The following is an 11,540-nucleotide window of genomic DNA, read 5'->3' as shown; positions in this document are numbered from 1 at the left end:
GGGTGTTTACGTCAGGAACGTAAGCAATTCAACTTCGTCGTTCGCCTCAATCACCGTTTCATCTGGTGGCAACCATTGATACTGTTCACCGCGGCGCAGACTGAGTGGTAACTGACCGGCAGTGCGTAATTCGGCTACCGTCTGGCCGACCCGACCATCAGTCATGATCTGACGGCGAACGACCAACAGGTGATCGCCAACGTCAAATGCCGCCTCGACGTCGGGGAGCAGGGCAGCCGCAACCAGGCTGGGAGCGGCAAGAGCCGAGGTGCTGAATGCAGTATGGATTCCAAACAGATCAACGAGGCGGTCGGCCAACACATCACTGAAGACGCGCAGCACCAGATGCACATCAGGATACATGCTGCGCACGGCCAGCCCGATCTGCAAATTGAGCAGATCATCGCTGTAGAGCGCGGCCAGTGCCGCTGCCTCTTCGATTCCTGCTTCGCGAAGCAGAACCGGATCACGAGCATCACCACGCAAGACCCGTATGCCCTGGGCAGTCAAGGCTTCAACGTAGCGCAGTGGTGTCTCGACGGTGCAGATGACGGTGAGCGGAGGACGTGGTTCGCGCCGACTGAGTAGTCGCACGACCTGGGTACCAACCTTCCCCAACCCACAAACGATCAGGCCACCATTGCGCCGAGTGGGATGAGGTCGATTAGCCCACTGCACTGCCTCAAGAGCAGGGAGTGGGCCAATCAGCGCAATCTCTTCGCTCGGCAGAATTGGGAGATGGGCATTAGGACCGGGCAAGCGGCGGACACCAAACCGTGTTTCCAGATCGGCGACCGGTCCGATCAGTGGGCTATCATCACTCACATTGACGAAGGCTATCCCCAAGAGTCCCGCCGTTAGATCAAGCACATAACGGACATTGGAACTCAAGAGGGCAGCGGCAAATGTAGGCGCAGCCAGGGCTGCCGGGCTAAAGGCTGAATTCCGGCCAAACGAGCGTTCGATGCGCGCATCAAGGGCGCGACTGAAGATACGCTGCACCGTCGGCAATTCAGGCCGAATACGGCGGGCTGCCAGTGCGATCTCCAGATTTTTCAGGTCATCATCAATGGTGGCAATTAACCCCTGGGCACGGCGCAGACCTGCCCTCACCAGTACTGCCGGATCGCGGGCATCGCCACGCACGACCGGCACACCCAACTGGTACAGGATCGGCAAAAATTCACAGCCCGGATCAGGCTCAATCGCGACCACCTCACGTCGGCAATCAAGCAATTGCAGCACAGCCCGATACCCCACCCGGCCCAGACCACAGACGATCATGTGTCGGCGGTAGGTTGCAGCTAACGCTTCCTGCCATCGCTCGGGACGTGCGCGTTTGTCAACCAGCAGACGCCCTATATCAACCGCACTTTGCAACAGGAAGAACAGACCAAGGAGTGGAATGAGGAAGAAGAGCACGCGACCGGCGGGATCGGTCGGCAGGTCGAGGTCGGTTTGAAAAATGAGCAGCTTCAGCGTTTCAAAGAGGGCAACTTCAAGATCAGGGCTACAGCCACAGACAGGTGGCAAATAAAACCAGCGCAGGTACAACACCCCGCTGGTCAGCACCAGTGCAAGCGCTGTGAGGGGAAACCAGGCTTCCCGCAGCACGCGCAGATCGTCAAGCAGATTCGCAACTATCAGGCGCCAGAGCGCAAATCTACGACGACGTAACCGTGTCAGTCGTACATCCTGAGCCATACCACGACCGTCGCCTTCATTCGCCACGACTGACAGCAATCATCTGGTTCAACCGCTCCAGCGCTCGGCCACTGTCGATACTATGACGGGCCATCGCCACACCGGTAGCCAGATCGGGGGCCAGATCACCGGCGACCATCGCTGCCGCCGCATTGAACAGCACAACATCGCGACGCGGCCCATGTTCTTCGCCACTCAGAATGGCGCGTACAATTGCGACATTGTACGCCACATCACCGCCGCGCAGCGCATCCTGGGGTGCTCTGGGCAGCCCGACATCTTCGGGCGCAACCAGCATCTGCCGGGGTGCCTGACCGGCGCGAACGTCAAAAATCAGATTCGGCCCGGATAGCGTCAGCTCATCGACACCACCATCACCGTGAACCACCAGAGCATGCACCGTATCAAGCCGGCTGAGCGCGTAAGCCAGTTTTTCGGCCAGGGCAGCACTGGCGACGCCCAGCACCTGATAACGGGCGCGAGCCGGGTTGGTCAGCGGGCCGAGAATATTGAACACCGTGCGAATGCCAATCTCGCGGCGTACCGGCCCGGCAAACCGCATAGCCGGATGGAACTTAGGGGCAAACATAAACCCGATCCCGGCCTCGCGCAAACAGCGGGCGACACCCTCGGCATCGAGTTCGATCTGCACTCCTAAACCCTCAAGCACATCGGCGCTGCCGCACACACTCGACATAGCGCGATTCCCATGCTTTGCCACCGTCAACCCGGCACCGGCAGCCACAAATGCTGCTGTCGTGCTAATGTTAAACGTATGCGCCCCATCGCCACCGGTACCGCAGGTATCAATCACCGGTCCATCAAAATAGACGTGGGTTGCCTTTTCACGCATCACCGCCGCCATACCGGCGATCTCAGCGTCCGTCTCACCCTTCATATGCAAAGCGGTCAGAAACGCCCCGATCTGGGCCGGCGTGGCCGTACCGCTCATAATCTCTTCCATCACACTCGCTGCTTCAGCCTGGGTCAAATCTCGCCGGGCGACCACTGCCGCAATCGCTTCGCGGATGTTCATCATCAGCTCCTTTGGCTCGTCATGCGCACTGCGTTTGTATTGTAGCGATCCGATGCGTTGTGGTCAATGTGGGGGATTAAGAGAAGCAGACTCTGGTAGCAACGTGTCCAGCAAAGAGAGAAGGCACTACTTGCAATTGTTGCAACGCTGGCTTCCTGCTTTGCTGTGCACGTAACGGTGACAGCAATGTAGCGTGACGTCAATGACAGATGCACTCTACATGCGCCATTTCAAAGGTTAATGACCAGAAATGTATACCGATGACCTGCAACGTGATGTGTTATTATGTATCCAATAACCCGTACAGCAGCATTGATCAATATCATTATATGGTAACCCAAGTTGCCACCTACACTGTGAGCAGGCCACGGAGGCTGACTGCCAGCACATTGCGCACAACACCGTATGACGTAACCGGATGAACGATATGGGGAGCAGACAGTTCCCATGGACGCGCTACGGCGCACCTCATAGTAGCAACCCGGGTTACACACATCCTCTGTGTCCTCCGTGTCTCTGTGGTGACAAAGGTAGCAACTCGGGTTATATAACGTGCCGGGATGATCATTCTCACCCCGGCACACGTGTTTCACGACATGCTATTAGCACTCGCTATAACCGCACGAGTGGCACTTCCGACACCCTTCTTCGTTCAGCATGGTCGCATTCTGGCATTCAGGGCAAATCTCGGCGGCTTCAATTGTGCCGTGACCATGATCGCTATGGGGATGGCTTACCGGTGTTGTGGCTGTAGCCTCGCTGGCTCCATTGGTGTACGTCCGACTCGTATCGGTTTCGCCGTTGCCGTACTCGTAGTCATGCCCATTACCGTTGCCATTCCCATTGCCATTCCCGTTCCCGTTTTTCACGTAATGATCGAGCAATACCTTGCCTATTGCGTCAGGCACCGAACGTACCCGATCCGGGCCGAAGCCCGCCGAGCGCGAACCACCGATGCCGCGCAGTTGCTCGGCAATGAGTTTCACCGGGACTCCACACCGGAGGGCGAGTGAAATCAGGCGGCCAATGGCTTCGGTGAAGGCGGTAACATCGCTGCCGGCGCGCCCGATGATGGCAAAGACCTCGAACGGCTTCCCGTCCAGCTCGGTCACGAAGAGGCGCAGTTTGCCGAGTGGCGTAACAACAGGGAAGGAGTGGCTGGGCAATCCCTCAGCCGGGACCGGGCGCGGCTTCAGCTCCACCGGTTGATCGGAGGCCGGCGCCGGCTCCGCACTCTTACCGGTTGAGCCGGTTGAGAGCACCTGGTTTGCGCGCGATCCGTCACGATAGACGGTGATCCCCTTGCAGCCAAGGCGGAAGGCCAGCTCGTAGGCTTCGCGAACCTGGTCGGGGGTTGCTTCGTGCGGGAAGTTAATCGTCTTCGAGATCGCACTATCGGTGTACTCCTGGAACGCTGCCTGCATGCGCACGTGCCACTCTGGGGCAATATCGTGGGCAGTGACCCACACCCGCTGCACCGAGGCCGGTACTTCCGGGTGATGGATATGACCGGTGTCCGCAATCCGCTCCATCAGTTCATCGCTGTACCATCCCTCACGTTTGGCCTGGGCGACAAAGTCCTGATTGATGTCGAGCATGCGGGTGTCGGCCTGGTAGCGCCAGAACGCAATCGCAAACAGTGGCTCGATGCCGGATGAGCAGCCGGCGATAATGCTGATCGTGCCGGTTGGGGCAACGGTGGTGACGTTACAATTGCGGAGCAGGCGTTGGGGCCGAATGCGCGATCCATCGGGGCGACGGGCGCAGGTCGCATCAGGTCCCCAGATGCTGTACTCCCATTCCGGGAAGGGACCACGCTCGCGGGCAAGCTGCTCGGACGCCACTTTGCTCTCTTCGTCGATAAAGCGCATCACCTGTCGCGCCAGATCAATCGCTTGCGCTGAATTGTACGGAATGCCCAGACGCACCAGCATATCGGCCCATCCCATCACCCCAAGGCCGATGCGGCGAATCCGCTGGCTGAGCTGCGTAATCTGTTCGAGCGGATAGTGATTGGCGTCGATCACATTATCGAGAAAGCGGGTGCTCTCATGCACCACGTCACGCAGCGATTCCCAATCAATGGTGCCGGCATCGGTGACGAATTTCCCCAGATTGATCGAACCGAGGTTGCACACGTCATAGGCCAGCAACGGTTGTTCACCGCAGGGATTGGTCGCTTCGTATTCGCCAAGGTGGGGTACCGGATTGTACTCGTTGGCCCGGTCGATGAAGAAGAGACCGGGTTCACCGGTGGCGTGGGCGCACTGCACAATCAGATCGAAGACCATGCGGGCCCGCAAGCGCATCGGTTGACCGGCGGGAACGAGCACCTCGCCGGTGAGCGGATGCTTGAGACCATCACGCGACGCAATCTGCCCCAGACCGGTGCGCGGGTTGATCAGGTCATACTCCTCGTCGCGCTCAACGGCACGCATGAACGCATCGGTAATCGCCACCGAGATATTGAAATTCGTGATTTTCGTTGTATCGAGTTTGCAGGTAATAAACTCAAGAATATCAGGATGATCGCAGCGCAGAATACCCATATTTGCGCCACGGCGCGTTCCACCCTGTTTAATCGCCTCGGTGGAGTGATTATAGACATCCATAAAACTCACCGGGCCGCTGGCCACCCCCATCGTACTGCGCACCACATCGTTGCGCGGACGCAGCCGCGAGAAGCTAAAGCCGGTCCCGCCACCACTCTGATGGATCAGTGCCTGATGTTTGAGCGTCTCGTAGATACTGGTCAGATTGTCGTCGATAGGCAGGACGAAGCAGGCACTCAATTGCCCCAATGGCCGCCCGGCATTCATCAGGGTTGGGCTGTTTGGTTCAAAATAGCCCTGGGTCATCAGATGATAAAATCGTTCGGCACGCTCCTCGACCTGCTCGGCTGACGCCCCGTAGCGAGCATCGACGGCGGCGATGGTCTCGGCCACCCGCCAAAACATCGTTTCGGGGGTTTCGATCACATCACCGTGCTCATTCTTCAACAGATAGCGCTTTTTGAGCACAGTACGGGCAATGTCGGTCAGATTGGCGGGGGCAAGCTCTTGTTTCATCATTGGTTGGATGCTCCTCTTCAGGACAGACCTCTCACACGTGCAGGAACCAATAGGGGTGCACTTAATTGTAAAAGGTTTATTAACGACAAATCAGGTCACAATCAATGAGCACTAGATCGTCATACTATATCTAGTGTGTACTACGGCTGATAGAGTGCATATATTGGTATTCTTGCACGCTTCGCTAGTTTAGCATAGTAATCGGCGTTGTGTCAAGCGGGGAAAGATTACAAAAATCTTTTACAAACTTGACGATAATAAACCGGGTGCTCCACGCCAGTTTGCCTTCCTATGCCTCACGCTATGGCTCTTGGATATTGGGGATGATCATTAATATCCGTTGCCTGTTTCGTTCGCGCTGCCGGGGTGCCCGTCTGTATCGGCGGGCCGTTGTGCAGAGAGCGATTCAACCTGCCACCAAACTTGCAGACGTGGTAGACATATCGGTCGAAACCGTCTCTCGCCCAATCGATGCGCTACCCATCACCAACGTGGGGTAGTTGGGGTATTCCACTGCATAGCATGCCCCTGCGTTGTCAGCACAGCACCACAGTGGCGCAGGCTTCCAGCCTGCGTTGGGGCATCACCTGCACTAACACCACATCACCCTGGCACGCGGCACCTTCCGATCCGCATCCCCGCTCACGCACCGTCAGACTCACGAGTGGTCAGGCCCGTTGCAAACGACGCGCCTGCTCATCATCGCCATTACCAGCAGGGGCACCGCTGTACCACGCGCCGGTTCGGGAGCACGGCTGGCGCGACAGCATGGCGACCGCACGCCAAACCTGCGACACGTGTATTTTTGAGCATAAACCGATTTCACGCCGGTGTGTGATCTCACGGCATGCGCAGCGGGAACGCCGGTTTTATGTATCCGAGATCAGGTGCGGTGCCGACGTGATTAGAAGTCATCTCATTTATCACCTACAGACTGCATGATCGTGACAAACGCACACCGCATCCCCATGACCAGCAGGTGTACCGCTGCACCACGCGCCGGTTCGGGAGCACGGCTGACGCGACAGCATGGCGACCGCACGCCAAACCTGCGACACGTGTATTTTTGAGCGTGAAACGATGACCATGCGATGTGGTATCATAGTTTATGTAGACACTTCTTGCGAGGGATTATTTCCCTATGACCACACATACTGCATCTGCTGCTGAAACTGCCGTTGCCGGCCTGCGCACGTCGTTTCGTCGTGCCGGGCAGGGTTATCCGCTCCTCTTGCTGCACGGTTGGGGTGGCTCGTCGCGGTTGTGGCACTATACGCTGCGCGATCTGGCGGATCGGTACATGCTGATCGCCCCTGATCTGCCCGGCTTTGGGGCATCACCTCCGCTCAGCGGTCGGTTGTCGCTCGAACGGCTTGCCGATTGGGTGATTGCGTTTGCCGATGCCCTTGGTCTGGAACGGTTTGCCATCAACGGCCATTCGCTGTGTGCTGCTGTCGCCGTTCACGTTGCTGCGCGCTACCCCGAACGGGTTTCCCATCTGATTGTTACCAGCTTCAGCACCTTTCGCGATGAACGTGAACGACGGGTTGTGGCGTCGATCCACCATCTGATGGCCCTCTGGTTAGCATTACGCCGCCCATGGATGCTCGATGTCCAGCCCCTGATGCGTCTGGTGGGTAGTCGCTTCTTCTACCGGTTACCTGCTGATCACGCCCTGCTGCGCGAGACCTTTGCCGATTTTCTGGCGATGGAACAACGCACAGCGCTGGAGACCGCACGGGGAGCAGGAAGTCCGACGATCAGCGCTGCCCTGGCCGCGGTGCGCGCTCCGGCACTACTGATCGCCTGCCGTCACGACCAGATTATGCCACCGCCGGGTGCACCGGTTGCTGCTGCGCGCATCCCCCGCTGCCGGCTGGTTTGGATTGAGCAGTGTGGTCATTTGCCAATGCTGGAACGACCGCACGAATACCACGCTATTCTGACCGAATTTCTGAAGGATGGGGCTGTATGACTGTCGATTTGGCCGCTTATCGCGCTGGATTTCCGATTACCGAACGCTACGCCTTTCTTAGCCACGCGGCTGTCTCACCGTTGCATCAGCATGTGCAGGCAGCAGTGCAGAGCTACCTTGACCATGCCACCCGTGAGCCGTTTCTGGCCGTCTTTCCACAGGTGATGGCACAGTTTGCCGAGCTTAAGCAGCGCCTGGCCCGGCTGATCAACGCCCGCTCGCCCGACGAGATAGTGCTAATGCCCAATACGGCTGCCGGCATTAACACCGCAGCCGTTAGCCTGCCGTTACACCCCGGTGATAATGTGCTGGTGCTTGATGGTGACTATCCGGCTAACATCTACCCGTGGCAGCAACTGGCATATCGTGGTGTGCTAACAAAGGTCGTGCCGCAACATCAGGGTGGCCTCGATCTCGATCTGCTGGTGCGACGCATTGATCATCGGACGCGGGTGATCGCGCTTAGCTCAGCGATGTTTGCGACCGGGTTTCGCAATGATCTGGCGACCGTCGGCCAGCTTTGTCGCGAGCGAGGCATCTATTTTGTGGTTGATGCGATCCAGACACTGGGGGCATTTCCGCTCGATGTGCAGGAATGCCATATCGACATGCTGGCATGTGGTTCGCAAAAGTGGTTGCTATCAACACCCGGCAGTGGCTTCCTCTACGTGCGCCGTGAGTTGATTCGCGATCTGGTGCCAGGAGCTTATGTCGGCGCCGCCAGTAGTGTGAGCGGGATGAACTATCTCGACTACAATCTAACCCTGCCTGAAACTGCCGAGCGGTTTACACTGGGAACACCAAATGTCGCCAACAATCTCGCCCTATTGGCTGCGGTTACGTTGCTGCAAGAGGTTGGCATTGAGCGGATCACGCACCAGATTGCGACGCTGGTGGATGCGTTGATCAACGATCTCCAGGAGCGCGGCTATCAACTGGCTGCAAGTACCAAACCAGAACACCGGAGTGGCATTGTGGTCGCGATGGTCGAGAATCCGGCTGTGGTCGCACAACGCCTCTACGAGGCCGGGATTGTTGTTACTCCGCGGGGAGCCGGCGTGCGGATCGCCCCCCACTTCTACAATACGCTCGATGAGGTGTTGCGGGTCGGTGAAGCACTTGATGCGGCAACCCACTGAGCGGCAGACAGGCCATCCGATACGTTTATACAGCCTTAGTGCTTCTCATCAACCACTTCGACACCGATAGCACGCAGACGGTTCAGGATCGTCTGCGTGCTGTTTTGCCACGACCAGGCCTGGGCACGCAATGCGGCTTGTCCCCCGCGCTGCCGGGCCTCGTCGCGTTGTCGATGCACATGCCTTAGCAACTCCACCAGCGCATCGAAATCAGGCTCTGCCCAACAGGCATCTGCGTATGGGCCGGTGGGGATGCCTGTCGGCACCAGACCGCGAATCGGCAGCGGGTAGCCACAGGTATCATCGAGAAATGTGGTTGGTCCACTCCAGGCAGTGGCAATGACCGGTAGACCGCACGCCATTGCTTCCAGCACCGGCATCCCCCAACCCTCACCCCGACTGGGTAAGACGAAACAATCGGCGCTCCGGTAGAGTTCGGCCATCCGCGCCGGATTGAACGTCTGGTTGTAAATCACCGCCACCGGCGGTGCCTGATCGCTGAGGATGCCTGCCAGCTCGCGGAGCGGATTACCGGCAACGCGGTGATCAATCTTCAACACCAGCACTACCGGATCGGTCGGCTTGAAGGCCGTCCGATAGGCGGAGAGCAAGATATCCCAGCCCTTACGCTGGCTCCATTCAAACACCGACAGAAACACTGTATGGTCAGTAAGCTCGCGTCGTGGCGTACCAGGTGTAAAGACACTCACATCAACCCCAAGTGGGATTGCGTGAAGGGGACGCCTGACACCACTGGCGGCAAAGACCGCACACCCCCATGCCGTTGGCGTCCAGACTTCATCCATCAGATTAGCCTGGGCAACCCAATGGGTGGGCAGGCGGTCGGTTTCCAGCATGGTAAAGCCGATCCGATAGGAACCACTATTCTTGCAGAACAGCTCACCCCGACCATAGACAACCTGGGGCACATCGAGGCGAATTGGCAACTGTTGCAGAGCGTGAATAGCAGGTGGAACAGTCCCATAGATGCGCTCGGCATCGTCGGCATCGAAGAGATAGAGCGGCCGGACGGCCAGACCGGTGGCCGCCAGACCGGCCACAATTGCCCGTGACGAGCTACTGTAACCGGTCGGCGAGGCAAACGTCGAATGCCAGACGAGCTGCGTCATAGTCGTTCGAGGGCAGCGAGGCGTTCGGCCAGCTTCTGACGGGCATCCCGTTCCGCATCGAGGTGAGCAATCAGGCTCTCGATGATACGGGTGAGCGTAGCGTGAGTAGCATTGATATGGGTGAATTCAGGGCCACACAACCGCCAGGCCAGCCAGCGCCGTAATCGTGCCAGCAGTGAAGTTGCGGGTGGTGGGGTGAGTGCCCACGTCGCCTGCAATATCCCGAGTTGTTCAGCCAGATACGCATCGCGACTCAACAACTCATTGAGGAGCGTGATCTGATGCTGGTTGTGGGCAGACTGCTGCAATGCGCGGGCAATTGCCACATCGAACGGCTCATCGTCTTGTGGATGAACTATGACCGGCCTTGATATACTCATAACCACTCACGTTTCGCTTACAGAGAGTAGATCAGACATCGCTAACGGAACAGATCGAGATGATCGCGAATCCAGCCCACCATCCGTTCCACCCCTTCGTACACCGACACCTGTGGTTGCCAGGCCAGATCGCGCTGCGCCAGCGAAATATCACTGATGTAGACCGGCTGATCGCCGGGTCGCCAGTCGCCATAACGCACCGGAATCTCTCGTCCGATCAGCCGGCTCAGCAGTGGGCCAAATTCAGCCCAGATGGAAAGTGCATTCTGCGGACCACCACCGATATTATATATCCGTCCACTCACCTGATCGATCCGGTCCAGTGCCGCCATATAGGCTGCGATCAGATCATCAACGTAGAGCATATCGCGCACCTGCTTCCCGTTGCCGTAGATGGTAATGGGACGGTTCAAGAGTGCGGCAATCGCGAAGTGCGCAGCCCACCCCTGATCCTCAACCCCAAACTGGCGCGGGCCATAGATGCACGACTGGCGGAAGACCACCGTTTTCAAACCGTAGATACGGGCATAATCACGCACATATTGATCGGCAGCACCTTTGCTGCACCCATACGGTGAATGAAAATCGAGTAACTGATGTTCAGGTACTCCATGCGGCAAATCACGGTAACGGTAGCGAGTCTCATCTTCCACTACGGCAACGGTCTCCATCCCGCCGTAGACCTTGTTGGTAGAGGCAAAAAAGACAATCGGTGGCTCGCTCGCCAGCCGGGCTGCTTCGAGGATATTCAGCGTGCCGAGCGCATTAATTTCAAAATCACTGCGCGGATCCTGCACCGATGTCGTCACTGCCACCTGACCGGCAAGATGGTAAACGACCCGATGACCGGGGATCACAGCCTGCATCACCGCGGCATCACGAATATCGGCCTGCACGAAGCGAAGCCGGCTACCGTACCGTTCCTGCAACCACGCCAGATTGAGCGGGGTTCGTGGACGACTCAGATTATCAACAATCGTGACGTGTTCGCCACGGGCCAGCAAATAATCAGCCAGATTACAACCGATGAACCCGGCACCGCCGGTGATGAGGTGGAACGATGTTTTCATAGCGTTTATAGTATCGTACAGCCTGCTCCTTCGTA

The 11,540-nt window shown here is 57.8% G+C and carries 8 protein-coding genes; 2 read left to right on the top strand and 6 right to left on the bottom strand.

Annotated features, from left to right (window positions below; all coding sequences use genetic code 11):
- Window positions 1-6: 6 nt before the first annotated feature.
- From CAUR_RS09175 to CAUR_RS09165, 3 genes are all read right to left on the bottom strand, one after another.
- Window positions 7-1,731 (bottom strand): potassium channel family protein, encoded by a 1,725-nt coding sequence (locus tag CAUR_RS09175; RefSeq protein ID WP_242605109.1) that lies wholly within the window; start codon window positions 1,729-1,731, stop codon window positions 7-9.
- Window positions 1,721-2,740, bottom strand: coding sequence for an anthranilate phosphoribosyltransferase (gene trpD, locus CAUR_RS09170; protein WP_012257622.1), 1,020 nt, complete (start codon window positions 2,738-2,740; stop codon window positions 1,721-1,723). The genes CAUR_RS09175 and trpD overlap by 11 nt, the downstream gene beginning before the upstream one ends.
- A 602-nt stretch (window positions 2,741-3,342) precedes the next feature.
- A complete protein-coding gene (locus tag CAUR_RS09165) occupies window positions 3,343-5,811 on the bottom strand; it encodes a vitamin B12-dependent ribonucleotide reductase (protein ID WP_012257621.1) in 2,469 nt (822 codons plus the stop codon).
- A 1,141-nt stretch (window positions 5,812-6,952) separates the two neighbouring features.
- Between CAUR_RS09165 and CAUR_RS09160 the strand changes: the two genes are divergently transcribed.
- Together CAUR_RS09160 and CAUR_RS09155 are read left to right on the top strand one after the other, a co-directional pair.
- Window positions 6,953-7,786: an alpha/beta fold hydrolase gene (locus tag CAUR_RS09160; RefSeq protein WP_012257620.1), complete on the top strand. Its 834-nt coding sequence runs from the start codon at window positions 6,953-6,955 to the stop codon at window positions 7,784-7,786.
- Window positions 7,783-8,925: an aminotransferase class V-fold PLP-dependent enzyme gene (locus CAUR_RS09155; RefSeq protein WP_012257619.1), complete on the top strand. Its 1,143-nt coding sequence runs from the start codon at window positions 7,783-7,785 to the stop codon at window positions 8,923-8,925. Before CAUR_RS09160 ends, CAUR_RS09155 begins: the two co-directional genes overlap by 4 nt.
- A gap of 35 nt (window positions 8,926-8,960) precedes the next feature.
- On the opposite strand, the gene CAUR_RS09150 is transcribed toward CAUR_RS09155, so the two are convergent.
- The 3 genes from CAUR_RS09150 to CAUR_RS09140 are packed head-to-tail and all read right to left on the bottom strand — an operon-like array spanning window position 8,961 to window position 11,505.
- A complete protein-coding gene (locus tag CAUR_RS09150) occupies window positions 8,961-10,055 on the bottom strand; it encodes a glycosyltransferase (RefSeq protein ID WP_012257618.1) in 1,095 nt (364 codons plus the stop codon).
- A complete protein-coding gene (locus CAUR_RS09145) occupies window positions 10,052-10,435 on the bottom strand; it encodes a hypothetical protein (RefSeq protein WP_012257617.1) in 384 nt (127 codons plus the stop codon). The genes CAUR_RS09150 and CAUR_RS09145 overlap by 4 nt, the downstream gene beginning before the upstream one ends.
- Before the next feature lie 41 nt (window positions 10,436-10,476).
- Window positions 10,477-11,505, bottom strand: a complete 1,029-nt coding sequence (locus CAUR_RS09140) for a GDP-mannose 4,6-dehydratase (protein ID WP_015909115.1) — start codon at window positions 11,503-11,505, stop codon at window positions 10,477-10,479.
- Window positions 11,506-11,540: the final 35 nt, after the last annotated feature.

Origin of the sequence: Chloroflexus aurantiacus J-10-fl, assembly GCF_000018865.1 — a bacterium.
Classification (GTDB): domain Bacteria; phylum Chloroflexota; class Chloroflexia; order Chloroflexales; family Chloroflexaceae; genus Chloroflexus; species Chloroflexus aurantiacus.
Note: the sequence above shows the minus strand (reverse complement) of the source record. Positions and strands in the feature narration are given on the sequence as shown.

Coding starts and splice junctions, on each gene's coding strand:
- trpD (WP_012257622.1), bottom strand. CDS start 2,740: ATGAACATCCGCGAAGCGATTGCGGCAGTGGTCGCCCGGCGAGATTTG.
- CAUR_RS09165 (WP_012257621.1), bottom strand. CDS start 5,811: ATGATGAAACAAGAGCTTGCCCCCGCCAATCTGACCGACATTGCCCGT.
- CAUR_RS09160 (WP_012257620.1), top strand. CDS start 6,953: ATGACCACACATACTGCATCTGCTGCTGAAACTGCCGTTGCCGGCCTG.
- CAUR_RS09155 (WP_012257619.1), top strand. CDS start 7,783: ATGACTGTCGATTTGGCCGCTTATCGCGCTGGATTTCCGATTACCGAA.
- CAUR_RS09150 (WP_012257618.1), bottom strand. CDS start 10,055: ATGACGCAGCTCGTCTGGCATTCGACGTTTGCCTCGCCGACCGGTTAC.
- CAUR_RS09145 (WP_012257617.1), bottom strand. CDS start 10,435: ATGAGTATATCAAGGCCGGTCATAGTTCATCCACAAGACGATGAGCCG.
- CAUR_RS09140 (WP_015909115.1), bottom strand. CDS start 11,505: ATGAAAACATCGTTCCACCTCATCACCGGCGGTGCCGGGTTCATCGGT.